This window comes from Burkholderia cepacia (genome assembly GCF_001718835.1).
Lineage (GTDB): Bacteria > Pseudomonadota > Gammaproteobacteria > Burkholderiales > Burkholderiaceae > Burkholderia > Burkholderia cepacia_F.
The window spans coordinates 372,353-388,323 of record NZ_CP013442.1; the positions used below are offsets into that span (position 1 = coordinate 372,353).

Below are 15,971 nucleotides of genomic sequence, written 5' to 3' on the forward strand. Positions count from 1 at the left end.
GTTCCCTCCGTTTCCAATGGCTTCAGTGGCTCATCCGGCGACCCGCTCCGCGAGCAGCGCGGCCTGCGCCCGCTCGAATTCGGCGTTCGTGCCGGCGACCAGGTCCGCCGCCGCGGCGACTTCGGCGGCGCGCGCGAACTGCTCGATCTCCTTGCAGCGGGCCGACAGCACGTGCGCGCCGACGTTCGCACTGCTCGATTTCAGCGTATGGGCGGCAAGCCTCAGCGCATCGGCATTGCCCGCCGCGACGGCCGCATGCATGTCGCCGATCAGTCGCGGCGCATCCAGCACGAACTGATCGATGATCCGGGTCAGGATGTCGGGGCGGCCGGGCCGCTGGAGCGCGCGCAATGCGTCGAGTGCCTTGCGGTCGATCACGTTCGAGTCGCCGTCCGGGGCGGCGCTCGGCGGGTCGGTTGCCGGGTCGGTTCCCGCCTCGATCGCCGCATCGATTGCCGCATCGGTTGCCGAATCGACGGCTGTGTCGCTCGCGGCCGGCGCCACTGCCGGCACCGCCGGCGCATCGCCGCGCGCAAAGCGCGCGAGCATCTGCAGCAGCGCATCGCGACGGAACGGTTTTCCGAGGTAGTCGTCCATGCCGGCGGCCAGGCAGCGCTCCCGGTCGCCGCTGAGCGCATTGGCCGTCAACGCGATGACCGGCAGTCGCGGCGCGCCGGCCGCCGCTTCGTGCCGACGCAGCAGCCGCGTCGCTTCGAAGCCGTCCAGCAGCGGCATCTGGCAATCCATCAGGACCACGTCGAACCTTTCGTTCGCGAGCCGCTCCAGCGCCTGCCGGCCGTTCTCGGCGACTGCCACCGCGTAGCCCGTATCCTCCAGCATCGCCAGCGCGATCTGCTGGTTGACCGCGTTGTCCTCGACCAGCAGCACGCGCGCCGCAACCGCGCCGGGCAACGGGCCGCCGTCCGGTTCGGCTTCGTCGGCGAGCGGCGCCGACGACGGCAGCCGGGGCGGCCTCACGCGCATCGCCGACGCGATGGCCGTGTACAGCTCCGCACCATGGAGCGGCTTCGTCAGCCGGGCGTCGATGTCGAGTTCCCGCGCGACCTGGATGCTGTCCATCATCTCGAACGCGGTCAGCGTGACGATCCTGAGCGCACGCAGCGACGGGTCGCGGCGGATGTGCTGCACGAGCGAGATGCCGTCCATGCCCGGCATCCGCACATCGACGATGGCGAGATCGAACGGCACGCCGTCGGAGACGGCCGACCGCAACTGCGACAGCGCATCGCCGCCGCCGATGGCCGTCGCGACGCACAGCTGCCATTCGAACGCATGTTCGACGAGGACGCTGCGATCGGTCTCGCTGTCGTCCACGATCAGGACCCTCAACCCTGCCAGCGACCGTCGCGCGCCCTCGACCGCGCCGGCCGCGCCGTCCGCCGGCTCGAGCCGCGCGGTCACGGTGAACACCGAGCCCTTGCCGGGCGTCGATTCGAGCGTGAGCGTGCCGCCCATCATCTCGGCCAGCTGGCGGGAAATCACGAGCCCCAGCCCGGTTCCGCCGTATTTGCGCGCGGTCGAGCTGTCGGCCTGCTGGAACGGCCGGAACAACTGCGCGGACACGTCCGGCGCGATGCCGATGCCGCTGTCGGCGATCGCGAACACGACGCGGCCGTCGTCCGCATACGACACGGTCAGCGCGATCTGCCCGCGCTCGGTGAACTTGATCGCATTGCCGATCAGGTTCGTCAGGATCTGGCGCAGCCGGACCGGGTCGCCGCGCACCCATTCCGGCACCGGGTCCTGCTTGCGAAAGCGCAGCGCGAGCCCCTTGCGCGTGGCGGTGGGTTCGAGCAGCGCGACGACATCGTCGAGCAACTGATGCAGGTCGAAATCGATGCGCTCGAGCGTCAGCTTGCCGGCCTCGATCTTCGAGAAATCGAGTATGTCGTCGATGATGATGAGCAGCGTCTGGCCCGACCGATACACGGTGTCGACGAACTTGCGTTGCTTCGACGTCAGGCGCGTGCGTTGCAGCAGCTCGGTCATGCCCAGCACGCCGTTCATCGGCGTGCGGATCTCGTGGCTCATCCTCGCGAGGAATTCCGATTTCGCCGAATTCGCGGTTTCGGCCGCGTCGATGGCCGCCTTCAGGTCGATGTCGCGGCGTTCGATTTCGTCGAGCATCGTATTGAAGCCGGCGATCAGGGTCGCGACTTCGTCGGTGCCGTGGTGACGCACGCGCAACGACAGGTCGCTGCCGCTACGGATGCGGGCCATGGTGCGCGTCAGGTTCCCCAGCGGGAGGGAGATCGACTTGCCGAGGCGATGGCTGATCACGAAGCCGACGACCGCGAGCAACAGCGACACGACGGCGATCATCCCGACCGCGCCGGCCATCGCGCGGTACACCTGCGACACGATGCTGCGCTGCTGCAGGTCGACGCGCACGGCTTCCTGTTCCGTGTAGGCCGCGAGCCGATTCGCGGTCGTGTCCACATCCGCGACGATGCGCTGCATGCTGGCGTCGTTGGACAGCATGTTCGACCTCACCGCGAGGATGCGGCGTGCGGCACCGGCCAGGGCCGCCGTCAGCGGAACCATGTCGTGCGCACGGCTCAGTTCGCCCTGCCCGCTGGCGACGAGCGCATCGCGCAGCGCGCTCGCGGCGGCGGCGAGCTTGTCGATATCCTTCCGTACCTCGTCGCCGACGCGCTCGAGCTGTTCCGTGCTCTCGCCTTGCCCGGCCAGGCGGAGGTCGGCCGTCAATTCCTCGATCCCCCCCATGACGACCGACGACAGGTACCTGATCCGCGCCGCTTGCCGCTGGAACGCGATCGTTTCGTCGAGACGCTGTCGCGCCTTGACGATCCGCAACGCGAACGGGTCGGCGATTTCCGCCAGCTTCGTGTCGAGCGCATCGAGCAACTTCGTCACTTGGTCCTTTGTTTCCTGATAGCGCGTCGCGACGGACGGCTCCGCGAACATCCTGCCGCGCAGCGCGACCAGGCTGTCGTTGCCGTCGAGGAGGTCGGCCGCCACCCGCTCGAGCGTATCCGACACGTCCCGCGTCGCGGCGGCATCGACGTTCGGCGCCGCGATCGTCAGCGCGTTGCGCGCGCCGTCGAAGGCCGCCTTCATCCGTTCCCGCAGCGGGGCGAGCCGGTACCGGTTCGGCGCGCCGTCGACATGACCGGCAACGTTGAGGATGTCCTTGACGTTCATCCGAACCTTGTCGAGCGCATGAATCGTCCGGTTGTACGCGATGTTGGCCGCCAGCGCGTCGGTCAAGGCGGTTTCCGCCTGGTTGTCCAGCCGTTCCGTCTCCTTGCCGATGGCGGCCAGCGACGTCTCGCTCCGTGCCTGCACGCGCTCGATCAGCCTGCTGTCGGCGTCGAGCTGCGCGACATCCCGCAGACGCTGGCCGACGCCCTCGCTCATCGACTGCAGCATTGCCGCCACGGCGTCGTACGGTTCGTCGATGTCGTGCCCGTCGATCGCGCGCACGGCGGCCGTGATGGCGGCGATCCGCTGCAATTGCGTCCCGATTTCCGACGTCGCCTGCTCCTGCTCGGACGCGTCCCGCGCCTGCTCGAGCCGGCTGAAATCCACCGCGAGCTCCGCGTACGCGCGCTGGAGTTCGTTGCTGCGCACCTGCAACGGCAGCGACTCCTTCGTGAGCGTGCCCACACCGGAGGCGATGCCGTGCACCGCGATCAGGCTGGTCGCGGAAATCGCCAGTGCACCCAGCAGCATCAGGCTGGTGCCGGTGACAAGCTTGGCCCTGATGTCCATGCAGCCTCCGGGGTCGGGACGGCCCGCGCGCAGCCATCCTGACGGTTACTTGGCCGGCGCGTCCAGGGGCGTGATGCGGCCGTGCGCGATTTCGGAGAGGAACACCGCGTTCAGCGCCTGGTGATTGTCCGCGCTCAGATCGGCGACCAGGCCGCCGAGATCGAGATGCCTGATCGATTCGAGCGCCTGCTTCAGCGCCGCGCGGGTCGGCGACGGGCCGGCGCGCTCGAGGCCGATCAGCATGATCTTCGCGTCGATGCAGCCCTCGATGTGCACCACGCCCGCTTGCTCGCCCGGAAAGCGCTGCTCGATCAGCCGCACGCAGTCGCGGATCACTTGCCGGTCGTTCCGGGGCAGCGGCACGACCTGCGAGATCAGCGTGCCGTCTCCTTCGTCGCCGACCAGGCGCATCAGGTCGTCGGTGCCGACGAAGGACACCGATGCGAGCCGGGCCTTCAGCCCTTCGCGACGCGCGGCGCGAATGAACGCGGCGATCGGCGTATAGGGGCCGGCCATGACGACGACATCCGGATGGCCGTCGAGCAGCGACGCGAGGCCGGTGTCGATCGCCGTGGTCCCGCGGCGGAACGTGCCCGTCGCGACGACGTCCAGGCCGTGACGCTGGAGCGCGAGCCGCGTCCCCGTCAGCACCGCGAGCCCGAAGCCGTCGTCCTGATAGAACACCGCGAAACGTTTCGCGCCGTCGTGTGCGATGAAATGGTCGACCAGCGCGCGGGTCTCGTCTTCGTAGCTGGCGCGGATGTTGAAGACCTCCGGCACGACCGGCTTGCGCAGCGCCATCGCGCCGGTGAACGGGCCGACGAGCGGAATGCCGGCCTCCCGGATGATCGGCAGGACCGCCGTGGTCGTCGGCGTGCCGACATAGCCGAACAGCGCGAACACGTTACGCCGCCCGATCATTTCCAGCGTGCTGTCGACGGTCCTGTCGGGTTCGTAGCGGTCGTCGTCGACCACGAGCTCGATCTTCCTGCCATGCACGCCGCCGCGCGCGTTCACGTCGTCGAACACGGCTTGTGCCCCGATGCGCAGCCCGTGTCCGAGGCCCCCCGCCGCGCCCGTCTGCGCGTTGACCATGCCAAGGCGGATCGCGCCGTCGGTCAAGCCGGGCTCTGCCGCGACGCACGGGCCGGCGCACGGCATCGCGACGATGCATGCGACCAGTGTTCCGCGCCAGTTTGCGCGAACGAAACAGAACCATGCCGAAAACGCACTCGCGCTCATGCTTCGTTCCTTTGCAGCACACGGTGATGAAGACCTGCCCGGCAATGCGCCCGCCGCCTGCCAGCGCGGCATGAAACGGCTACAAAATATATATAGATTGCATCAAATGCGATCGCAAGTCAGAGGGGCGGATTGAAAGCTGCTCTTCATTTCAATAACGTTGTCTATTCGATTTTTTATTTCTCTTTTTAAATCAAATGGTGCATTGCATCGATCGGGCGCGTAAACGCAAATCGCCGGCAATCCGGGTGAATTGCCGGCGATCGGCGCGCAGCGCGCGGATGATGCGTTACATCTTCACCTGGTCGAGGAAGGTCTTCTTGCCGCTCTTGTAGCCGTAGATCGAGATCACCCCGTGCGTCAGGTCGCCCTTCGCATCGAAGGTCGTCGTGCCGATCACGCCCGAGTAGTTCGTCGCCGGCATCGCCGCGAGGATCTTCGCCGGATCGGTCGAGTTCGCGCGCTTCATCGCGTCCACCGCGATGTAGACCGCGTCATACGCGAACGGCGCATCGAACTTGATGCCCTGGTTGAAGCGCTTCTGGTACTTCGCGAGGAAGTCCGCGCCGCCCGGCATCTTCTCGAGCGCAGCGCCTGCCTGCGAGCAGACCACGTTCGTCGCCGCTTCGCCCGCGAGGTCGGACAGCTGCTCGGTGCACACGCCGTCGCCGGACAGGATCTTCGCGCGCAGGCCGAGCTGCTTCGCCTGCTTCGCGAACGGGCCGCCGGTGGCGTCCATGCCGCCGTACATGATCGCGTCCGGGTTCTCGCCCTTGATCTTGGTCAGAATCGCGCGGAAGTCGACCGCCTTGTCGTTGGTCGCGTCGTGCGACATCACCTTCAGGCCGAGCGCCTTGGCCTTCTTCTCGAACTCGTTCGCGAGGCCCTGGCCGTAGGCGGTCGAATCGTCGACCACCGCGACGCTCTTCACGCCCTTCGCCTGCGCGTAGCTCGCGAGCGCCGGGCCTTGCTGCGCGTCGGTCGCGACCACGCGGTACGTCGTCTTGAAGCCCTGCTGCGTGTAGGTCGGGTTCGTGGCCGACGGCGAGATCTGCACGATGCCCGCATCGCTGTAGATCTTCGACGCCGGGATCGACGTGCCCGAGTTCAGGTGGCCGATCACCGCGACGACCTTGTCGTCGACGAGCTTCTGCGCAACCTGCGTGGCCTGGCGCGGGTCGGCCGCGTCATCCTGCGCGTCGAGTTGCAGCGTGATCTTCTGGCCGCCGATCGTGAGGCCCTTCGCGTTGATTTCCTCGACCGCGAGACGCGCGCCGTTCTCGTTGTCCTTGCCGAGGTGCGAGATGCCGCCCGTCGTCGGTTCGACGCTGCCGATCTTGACGACCTGGTCGGCCATCGCGTCGGCGACAGCCACCGACGACAGAATCGCCGCGGCTCCGATCAGCATGTGCTTGCGCGTCTTGAGCGCTTTTTGTTGTCTCATCTGTGTTTCCTGAAATGTAAACGACGCTTTGATCTGCGTCTCGATGGATTGCCGATTGACGCCCGCCATCTTTCTCGGAACGGCGCCGGCAATCTCGAAATTGTCACTCCGCCGGGAAATGTGTCAAGTGAACATAATTGACCGACGCTCTACTGACGCGCATCGATTGAGCCGCATCATGAAACGGCAATGAAATAGCGGCTAAATGCGCTCAAATCGCGCTTGGGAGGCGGCATCTTCGATACGCATCTTCGTCAGCCGACGTCGCGCAACAGCCGGATCAATTGCTCGCGCAACCACTGGTTGGCCTGGTCGCGGTCGGCGCTGCGATGCCAGTAGCAGAAATACTCGAGCGCCGGCATCTCGAACGGCAGTTCGAGAATCCGCGCCGGATAGCGCTGCAGCAGCCGCAGCGGTGCCGTCAGCGCGAGATCGCCGCGCATCGCGATCAGCGGCGCGACCATGTAGTGCTGCACGCGCATCTGGATGGTGCGGCGCAACCCGAGGCGCGTCAGCTCCGCGTCGACGTGCCCGCTGCCCTTGCGACGGCTCGACACGTGGATGTGCCCCATCGACAGGTAGTCGTCCATGGTGAGCGTGTCGCCCTTGAACGGGTGATCGTCGCGGATCATGCACGCATAGCGGTCGCGCACGAGCAGCGCCTGGTGCAGGTGCGGATCGCCGATCAGCGGCGCGTCGATCGCGATGTCGACGGAGCCGTTCGCGAGCGCGGTCGCCACCTCGCGCCGATCGGTGTAGTAGCTGCGCACGTGCATGCCGGGCGCATGCGTCTGCAGCAGTTCGCCGAGCGCGGGCAGCAGCAGCGCTTCGGTCAGGTCGCTCATGCTCATCCGGAACACGCGCGTCGACGACGCCGGATCGAACACGTCGCCTTCGTGCGCGCTCGAATCGAGCAGCTGCATCGCCTCGCGCACCCGGCCGACGATGTTCTCGGCCAGCGGCGTCGGCATCATCCCGGCCGGCGTGCTGACGAACAGCGGATCGTTCAGGGTCTTGCGCAGCCGCGCCAGCGCGTTGCTGACGGCCGGCTGCGTGAGATTGAGCACCTCGGCCGCGCGCGTCAGGTTGCGCTTGGTGTAGATCGCGTCGAACACGACGAACAGGTTCAGGTCCAGCTTCGATAAACGCATTGCGTCGCCTCCTCGCCCGCATCTTAAGGCGTGCGCCGCGCTTGCGTCCATGCCGGGGGCATCTACCGCTACGCGCCGCGCGTCACCGGCATGTCGGCCACGCCCACGAGCCGGTGCAGGTGCTTCGCGAGCTCGAGCTTGGCGATCGCCGCGCGGTGCACCTCGTCCGGGCCGTCGGCGAAGCGCAGCGTGCGCTGGTTCGCATACGCGGCCGCCAGCGGAAAGTCGTCCGACACGCCGGCGCCGCCGTGCGCCTGGATCGCCCAGTCGATGATCTGGCACGCGACGTTCGGCGCCACCACCTTGATCATCGCGATCTCGGCCTTCGCAACCTTGTTGCCGACGGTGTCCATCATGTACGCGGCCTTCAGCACGAGCAGGCGCGCCTGCTCGATCATGCAGCGCGCTTCGGCGATGCGCTCGTGCCACACGCCGTGCTGCGCGAGCGGCTTGCCGAACGCGACGCGCGAGCTCAGGCGCTGGCACATCAGCTCCAGCGCACGCTCGGCGATGCCGATGCTGCGCATGCAGTGGTGGATGCGGCCCGGCCCGAGGCGGGCCTGCGCGAGCGCGAAGCCGCTGCCTTCCTCGCCGAGCAGGAGGTTCGACGCCGGCACCCGCACGTCCTTCAGGTCGATTTCCATGTGGCCGTGCGGCGCGTCGTCGTAGCCGAACACCGGCAGGTGACGCAGCACCGTGATGCCCGGCGTGTCAGCCGGCACCACGATCATCGACTGCTGCTCGTGGCGGCCCGCGTCCGGGTCGGTCTTGCCCATCACGATGTAGACGGCGCAGCGCGGATCGCCGCCGCCCGACGACCACCATTTGCGGCCGTTGATCACGTACTCGTCGCCCACGCGCTCGATCCGGCATTCGATGTTGGTCGCGTCCGACGACGCCACCGCAGGCTCCGTCATCGCGAACGCCGAACGGATCTCGCCGCGCAGCAGCGGCTCGAGCCAGCGGTCCTTCAGCGCCTCGGACGCATAGCGTTCGAGCGTCTCCATGTTGCCGGTGTCCGGCGCGTTGCAGTTGAACACTTCCGACGCCCAGCCCACGCGCCCCATGATCTCGGCGAGCGGTGCGTATTCCAGATTCGACAGGCCTTCCGGCGCGCGCGACGAGCGCGGCAGGAACAGGTTCCACAGGCCCGCTTCGCGCGCCAGCGGCTTCAGCTCCTCGATCACCGTGGTCGGCACCCACGCATTGCCCGCGCGGCGGTTCGCGGCCACCTCCTGCTCGAAGCGATGCTCGTTCGGGTAGATGTGCCGATCGAAGAACGCCAGCAGGCGCGCCTGCATTTCCTTGACTTTGGGCGAGTATTCGAAGTTCATGAGTCTTTTCCTGAAATGAGGGAAACGAAGTTCCCGGCTCTCGACTGATCGGAATCCTGATCGCTTTCGTGTGTCCGTTCGCTCAGATCGTCAGGCCGCCGTCGACGACGATGCATTCGCCGTTCGTGTAGCTCGCCGCGTCCGACACGAGGTACAGCACGGTGCCGGCCATTTCGCGCGGTTCCGCGTGGCGGCGCAGCGGGATCTTCGCCTTCCACGTCTCGTAGATGTCCTTGTCGGCGAACAGCGCGCCCGCGAACTTCGTCTTCGTGAGCCCCGGCAGCAGCGCGTTCACGCGGATGCCGAACGGCCCGCACTCCTTCGCGAACGCCTTCGTCATGTTGACGACGGCCGCCTTCGTGATCGAGTAGATGCCCTGCCGGTCGCCCGGCTGCAGCGCATTCACCGACGCCGTGTTGACGATCGCGCCGCCGCCGTGCTCCTTCATCAGCTTGCCGGCCTCGACCGACATGAAGAAGTAGCCGCGGATGTTCACGTCGACCGTCTTGTCGTAAGCGGCGAGATCGGTATCGAGGATGTGCCCGAAATACGGGTTCGCGGCCGCGTTGTTCACGAGGATGTCGAGCCGCCCGTGCTTGCCGCGGACATGCTCGAACGTCGCGGCGATGTCTTCCAGGCGCCCGACGTGGCACGCCAGCGCCTCGGCGCGGCCGCCCGCCGCGACGATCGCGTCGGCCACGGCCTGGCAGTCGTCGCGCTTGCGGCTCGACACGATCACGTGCGCGCCCTGCTCCGCGAGCAGTTTCGCGATTTCCTCGCCGATACCGCGGCTCGCGCCCGTCACCAGTGCGATCTTGCCCGTCAGGTCGAACAGATTCGTTGCCATCTATTGCTCCTCCATGTATGTGCGTGCGGCGAGCGCCGCATCGGCTTCGGGTTGTTCAGCGATGCGCGTCGATCACGCCGACGGCCATCTCGGCGAGGCGCCCGGCCATTTCACCGACCTGGCGCGCCTTCGTGCTCGACGCATTGCCCTGCAGCGCGCGCGCCTTCACGCCCTGCGCGATCGCCGCGAGCCGGAAGAAACTGAATGCGAGATAGAAATGCCAGTCGCGGATCGGCTCGATGCCGCGCAGCTCGCAATAGCGCGCAACGATCTGCGCTTCGTGCGGGATGCCGAGCGCGTCGCGATCCTCGCCCGCGAGCCCCGGCACGTCGCCGGCGGACGGCAGCCGCAGGCACATGCAGAAGTACGCGAGATCGGCGAGCGGGTTGCCGAGCGTCGACAGTTCCCAGTCGAGCACGGCCTGCACGCGATAGCTGTCGCGCGCGAACATCAGGTTGTCGATCCGAAAATCGCCATGCACCAGCGTCGGCCGGCCCGTGTCCTCCGGGCACGCCTTCGGCAGCCAGTCGATCAGCGTCTCCATCGCGTCGAGGCGCTCCGTTTCCGCCGCGCGGTACTGCTTCGTCCACACGCCGATCTGGCGTTCGAAATAGCTGCCGGGGCGGCCGTAGTCGGCGAGGCCCACCGCGTCGACATCGACGTCGTGCAACGCGGCCATCGTCTGCAGCAACGCGTCGTAGCACACCGCGCGATCGGCCTTCGGCAGCTCCGGCAGCGCGGGATCCCAGAAGATCCGGCCGTCCTCGAAGCTCATCACGTAGAACAGGCTGCCGATCACGTCGCGGTCTTCGCAGAGGTGATACGGATGCGCGACCGGCACCGCGGTGCCCGACAGCGCGCTCAGCACGCGGAATTCGCGGTCGACCGCGTGCGCGGATTTCAGCAGTTCGCCCGGCGGCTGGCGGCGCAGCACGTAGCGGCCGCTCTTCGCATGCAGCAGGAAAGTCGGATTCGACTGGCCGCCGGCAAACTTCTCCGCTTCGACGGGCCCCTCGAAGCCGGGGATGTGTTGTTCCAGATACTGCGTGAGCCTGGCGACATCGAGTTGCTGCGGTGTGTTCGTCATCGTCGCGATCGTTCGTGGGTCAGCCGTAGGTTCGCAGCGCGTGTCGTTCGGGATCCTCCAGATGCGGGATGCCGTTGAACGACGCGAGGTGGAACGCATCGGCGTTGAAGAAAAACTGCGAAAGGCTGCTGTTGCGGATCTGCAGGTTCAGCGCGATCGCACTCGACGGCGGGGCGGCCAGCACCTGCTGCACGGTGACCGCGATCGGGCCGCCGGAGCTCACCGTCAGCACGCGCCGGCCGCCGCCGTGGCGGATGGCCGCGCGGGCATCGGCCACGCGCTGCTGGAAGTGCGCCCAGGTCTCGGGAACGGGCCCGCTCAGCTTGTCCTCCGACCAGAGCTGCAGCACCTGCCGCAGCGCGCGGAAATGCGACTTCATCGAGCCGGCCGCGAGCCGCGCGAGCTCCGGATAGTCGGCGGCAGCCGCGGCAAACAGCCCTTCGAAGTCGTATTCGTTCAGGCCGGGATGGCGGTCGTAGCCGAGGTCCTCACGGCCCATCCCGCGCAGGATCGCGTCGACCGTCTGCGCATGGCGGTTCATCGTGCCGCAGATCACGCGGTCGAACGCCAGGCCTTGCTGCGCAAAGTATTCGCCGAGCCAGACGCTTTGCCGTTCGCCGAGCGCGGAGAGCCGGTCGTAGTCGTCCGTGCCGAAGGACGCCTGCCCGTGCCGTACCAGAAAAAGTTCAGCCATCGCATGCTCATCCGTGAGTAGCGGTCAGATTAGCGGCCGGACGTGCATTTTTGAAATTTATTTGTTGAATCGATGGGTATTCACGCCGCGAATTTCGGCTGACCGGCCGGACGAAGCGTTGGGGGTGACGGCTGGCGGCCGATCGGAACGACGCATGGAACCGTTTTCATCCAAGCCGCGCAACCTGCGGCTCACCTATCGTCGCGCCGCACCCGGTCAAAGCGCGGCCGCCAGCTCCGGCACCGCCTGAAAGAGATCGGCTTCGAGCCCATAGTCGGCCACGCTGAAGATCGGTGCTTCCGGATCCTTGTTGATCGCGACGATCACCTTCGAATCCTTCATGCCGGCCAGATGCTGGATCGCGCCCGAGATGCCGACCGCGATGTACAGCTGCGGCGCGACGATCTTGCCGGTCTGGCCGACCTGATAGTCGTTCGGCACGTAGCCGGCGTCGACTGCCGCGCGCGAGGCGCCGAGTGCCGCTGACAGCTTGTCGGCCAGCGGCTCCAGCACCTTCGTGTAGTTCTCGCCGCTGCCCAGGCCACGGCCGCCCGACACGATGATGCTTGCCGACGTCAGCTCCGGACGGTCCAGCTTCGTCACTTCACGGCTCACGAATTGCGACTTGCCGGCATCCGCCGCCGCTTCGATCTTCTCGACCGACGCGCTGCCGCCTTCCGCTGCAACCGGATCGAAACCGGTCGCGCGCACCGTGATGACCTTGATCGGGTCGCTCGACTGCACCGTCGCGATCGCGTTGCCCGCGTAGATCGGACGCTCGAACGTGTCGGCCGAGTCGACCGCCGTGATGTCCGAGATCTGCGCGACGTCGAGCTTCGCGGCGATACGCGGTGCGATGTTCTTGCCGTATGCAGTCGCCGGCGCGAGGATGTGCGAGTAGTCCTTCGCGATGTTCAGGGCGGTCGCCTCGACGTTTTCCGCGAGGCCCGCTTCGAGTTGCGGCGCGTCGGCCAGCAGCACCTTCGATACACCTGCGATCTTCGCGGCCGCATCGGCTGCGGCCTGCGCGTTGTGACCCGCGACCAGCACATGGATCGCCTCGTCGATGAACGTCGCGACAACCGCTGCCGCCGCCACCGTATTGAGCGTCGCGGCCTTGATCGACACGTGGTCGTGTTCTGCAATCACCAGAATCGTCATTTCCCTGCGCTCCCTTTACAGCACCTTGGCTTCGGTCTTCAGCTTCTCGACCAGCGTCTTCACGTCCGGCACCTTCACGCCGGCTGCGCGCTTCGGCGGCTCTGCCACCTTCAGCGTCTTCAGACGCGGCGCGACGTCCACGCCGAGGTCTTCCGGCTTCACCGTTTCCAGCGGCTTCTTCTTCGCCTTCATGATGTTCGGCAGCGTCACGTAGCGCGGCTCGTTCAGGCGCAGGTCGGTCGTCACGACCGCCGGCAGCGTCAGCGACAGCGTTTCCGCACCGCCGTCGACTTCGCGTGCGACCGTTGCCTTGCCGTCCGCGATCGTGACCTTCGACGCGAACGTCGCTTGCGGCAGACCCGCCAGCGCGGCGAGCATCTGGCCGGTCTGGTTCGAATCATCGTCGATCGCCTGCTTGCCGAGGATCACCAGTTGCGGCTGTTCCTTGTCGACCAGCGCCTTCAGGATCTTCGCGACGGCCAGCGGCTCGACGCTGTCGTTCGACTCGACGAGGATCGCGCGATCCGCGCCGATCGCCAGCGCCGTACGCAGCGTTTCCTGCGCTTGCGTCACGCCCACCGACACCGCGATCACTTCGGTCGCGACACCGGCTTCCTTCAGGCGCACGGCTTCTTCAACGGCGATTTCGTCGAACGGATTGATGCTCATCTTGATGTTTGCCAGATCGACGCCCGATCCGTCGGCCTTCACGCGCACCTTCACATTCGCATCCGCGACGCGCTTCACTGCTACCAGCACTTTCATTGCTGCTCCTGATTCAATTTCCTCGATACAGCGGCCGTCCAGTCCCTTCATGTCGTTCACCGATCCGGATTCCTGAACGAATCGGCCACATCGATCGGTTACCCGGTTGCGCGAAGACAGGACGCGTGAGGGCTCCCGGTTTCGCGCCAGCCGGTAGCCCCGCCGCCGTCGCGCGCTTATTCCCGCGCCCACCCTTCCTGATAGAGCTTCCCGGCCAGCACGCCGAGCCGCGATGCGAGCACGTAGTTCTCGCCGTCCTCGATCAGCGCCGAGCGCACGTCGCGAAACAGCTTCTCGATCGGGAATTCGCGCGTGGTGCCGTTGCCGCCGAACAGCTGGAACGCCTCATGCGTGATCTTCATCGCTTCCTCGGTCACGCTCACCTTCGCCTGCGCGGTCGCATACGGATGACTCTGCGGCGACATCCGCGAGAACGCGAGGCTGCGGCGCGAGATCGCGCGCGCCATCTCGAGCCGACGCAGCATCTCGCCGATGCGCAGGTGCGTCATCTGGTGATCCATCAGCAACGCGCCGCCCTGTTTGCGCTCGTGGCAATACGCGAGCGCCAGTTCGAACGCGGCGCGTGCCGCGCCGACGAACACCTGGCACATGTGCGTGCCCGCATATGACCACGTCGACGCGAGGTTGCCGAGATAGTCGTCCTTCAGCGCGACCGCGAAGCGCCTGGGCACCTTCACGTTGTCGAAATAGATCTCGCCCTGCGGCAGCGAGCGCTGGCCGATCTTGTCGAGCGGCTTGCCGCGCGACACGCCGGGCAGATCGAGCGGCAGGATCATCGCGATGCCGTTCGTAAACGCGCTGCGCTCGCCTTCGCCGTAAAAGCCGTCGCCGTAGTCGGCCGCCATGTACGCGAGCGCGACCTGCGCGACCGAGCCGTTCGAGATCCACGCCGAGCTTTGCCCGTTGATCACGATCTCGTCGGCGCCGACCTTCGCGGACACGTTGCCGACCGGCTGCCGGCCATGCGCGCCGAGTTCCTGCCGATACAGGATCGCCGCGTCCGAGCCGCGATCGGGCTGCGTGTTCATCCAGCAGCCGATCTTGCCGGTACACATGTCGATCAGTTCCTGGTTGCCGACCGACTGGGCCATCATCAACGGCGTGGTCGCGGCGCCAAGCGAAACGGCCAGACCCGAATCGCCCCAGCCGAGTTCCTCGCCGATCAGCGACTCGATGCGCACGGCCGTTTCCGGCGGAAACTGCGCGATCAGTTGCGGATCGAGCCCGAGCTTCGCGCTCTCGACGATCGCGGCCCAATACGGCGAGCCCGGAGCGATCACGTCCTCCGCCGTCATCCGGTCGAGCTCGCGGCCGATCGGCCGCAGCACGTCGCGCGCAAAACGATGAACCGTGTGCTGGATTGCACTTTCCTCTTCGCTCAACGGCGTCTCGAAGCCGGTCAGCCCGACCGACGGCAATGCAGCGGATTTATGCAGACGAATCATTTCGGTTCTCCTCCTCTCCTGGAAGCATGCCGACCGGACAGCGGGTGCATCCGGTCATCCCACATCTAGTAATACATGACAAACATAGGTCATCATGACAAACATAGGGAGCAAAAAAAAGACAGGGTATTCCCCTGTCTCTTCCGGATGCCGCGGTAGCGTTTCGGCCATTACTTCCCGGCGGCGCTCGACGGCTTTCCGTACACGAGGTAATGGGCGGATTCCATGAATCTCGCCTCGAGCGCCGGCGTATGCCGCCCCGCGCCGGCTTGAAAGGCCAGCCCGTCGGCCATCGAGATCAGCAGCGTGGCGACGTGCCGGCTGTCGGCCGCGCTGAACGCCGGATTGACCGCGCGCAGCAGTTGCGCGAGGTCGCGCGTCAGCGTCGCGTACCACTCGTCGACCAGCCTGCGGCACTCGTCGTCGATCGCCGCGAACGAGAAGAAATGCACCCACAGCGCCCTGTATTGCGCATCCTTCGCATCGCGCAGCGCCCTCTTCATGAGCGCGTCGAGTATCTCGTGCGGCGACGCGTCGCTGTCGAGCGCACGCGTCAGCTCTTTCAGGTACGTCCCGATGGCAGGCTCCATGACCGCCCGCAATACGGCCAGCCGCGTCGGGAAGTAGTACTGCAGATTGCTGACGCTGATCCCTGCCGCCGCCGCAACCGCGCGCTGCGAGAACTCCAGCGGCCCGCCTTCCAGCAGAAGCTTGCGTGCGACGCGAATGATCGTGTTGCGCGTGCGCAGGCCCTGCGCGCGCAAGCCGTCGGTGCCGTTTCCTGCGGGTGCTGCGCTCGATGTGCGCCGTTTCCTGCCGTTGCGCTGCTCAATGGGCACTGTCATCGCTTTCCGTCGTCGTTTGGGCGCTCTGGCCTCGTGGAAATAGTCTCGCCGGCGCTTCGCCGGGCGCTGATGACTATACCCGATGCCTGACGCATTTTCCAACAAGTCGCTTACGCCCGGCTGGCTTGCCCGGGCGCGTGATCGGCCTCCGTTTCGACGCATCGGGAGCCGGCCCGCAA

12 protein-coding genes are annotated in these 15,971 nt (G+C 66.6%); all 12 read right to left on the reverse strand.

From position 1 onward, the window contains the following. Window positions 1-30: 30 nt before the first annotated feature. Complete coding sequence (locus WT26_RS01440; protein ID WP_069272013.1) at window positions 31-3,756, reverse strand: hybrid sensor histidine kinase/response regulator; 3,726 nt, start codon at window positions 3,754-3,756, stop codon at window positions 31-33. Between the two features lie 45 nt (window positions 3,757-3,801). Continuing rightward, window positions 3,802-4,998 carry an ABC transporter substrate-binding protein gene (locus WT26_RS01445; RefSeq protein ID WP_081333695.1) on the reverse strand — a complete coding sequence of 399 codons (1,197 nt, stop codon included), beginning with the start codon at window positions 4,996-4,998 and terminating at the stop codon, window positions 3,802-3,804. A gap of 289 nt (window positions 4,999-5,287) precedes the next feature. Next, window positions 5,288-6,406, reverse strand: coding sequence for a branched-chain amino acid ABC transporter substrate-binding protein (locus tag WT26_RS01450; RefSeq protein WP_231130445.1), 1,119 nt, complete (start codon window positions 6,404-6,406; stop codon window positions 5,288-5,290). A gap of 290 nt (window positions 6,407-6,696) precedes the next feature. Beyond that, a complete protein-coding gene (locus WT26_RS01455) occupies window positions 6,697-7,593 on the reverse strand; it encodes a LysR family transcriptional regulator (protein WP_069272014.1) in 897 nt (298 codons plus the stop codon). A gap of 68 nt (window positions 7,594-7,661) precedes the next feature. Then, window positions 7,662-8,927, reverse strand: coding sequence for an acyl-CoA dehydrogenase family protein (locus WT26_RS01460; RefSeq protein WP_069272015.1), 1,266 nt, complete (start codon window positions 8,925-8,927; stop codon window positions 7,662-7,664). 82 nt (window positions 8,928-9,009) lie between these two features. Continuing rightward, complete coding sequence (locus WT26_RS01465) at window positions 9,010-9,774, reverse strand: SDR family oxidoreductase (RefSeq protein ID WP_059523897.1); 765 nt, start codon at window positions 9,772-9,774, stop codon at window positions 9,010-9,012. A gap of 55 nt (window positions 9,775-9,829) precedes the next feature. After that, complete coding sequence (locus tag WT26_RS01470) at window positions 9,830-10,861, reverse strand: phosphotransferase (protein WP_069272016.1); 1,032 nt, start codon at window positions 10,859-10,861, stop codon at window positions 9,830-9,832. Between the two features lie 19 nt (window positions 10,862-10,880). Next, complete coding sequence (locus WT26_RS01475; RefSeq protein ID WP_069272017.1) at window positions 10,881-11,555, reverse strand: histidine phosphatase family protein; 675 nt, start codon at window positions 11,553-11,555, stop codon at window positions 10,881-10,883. Between the two features lie 216 nt (window positions 11,556-11,771). Next, window positions 11,772-12,716: an electron transfer flavoprotein subunit alpha/FixB family protein gene (locus WT26_RS01480; protein WP_069272018.1), complete on the reverse strand. Its 945-nt coding sequence runs from the start codon at window positions 12,714-12,716 to the stop codon at window positions 11,772-11,774. Window positions 12,717-12,731: 15 nt separating this feature from the next. Continuing rightward, window positions 12,732-13,481 (reverse strand): electron transfer flavoprotein subunit beta/FixA family protein, encoded by a 750-nt coding sequence (locus WT26_RS01485; RefSeq protein ID WP_069272019.1) that lies wholly within the window; start codon window positions 13,479-13,481, stop codon window positions 12,732-12,734. Between the two features lie 176 nt (window positions 13,482-13,657). Next, window positions 13,658-14,947, reverse strand: a complete 1,290-nt coding sequence (locus WT26_RS01490; protein WP_069272020.1) for an acyl-CoA dehydrogenase family protein — start codon at window positions 14,945-14,947, stop codon at window positions 13,658-13,660. Between the two features lie 170 nt (window positions 14,948-15,117). Next, window positions 15,118-15,792 carry a TetR/AcrR family transcriptional regulator gene (locus tag WT26_RS01495; protein ID WP_081333696.1) on the reverse strand — a complete coding sequence of 225 codons (675 nt, stop codon included), beginning with the start codon at window positions 15,790-15,792 and terminating at the stop codon, window positions 15,118-15,120. Window positions 15,793-15,971 lie beyond the last annotated feature (179 nt).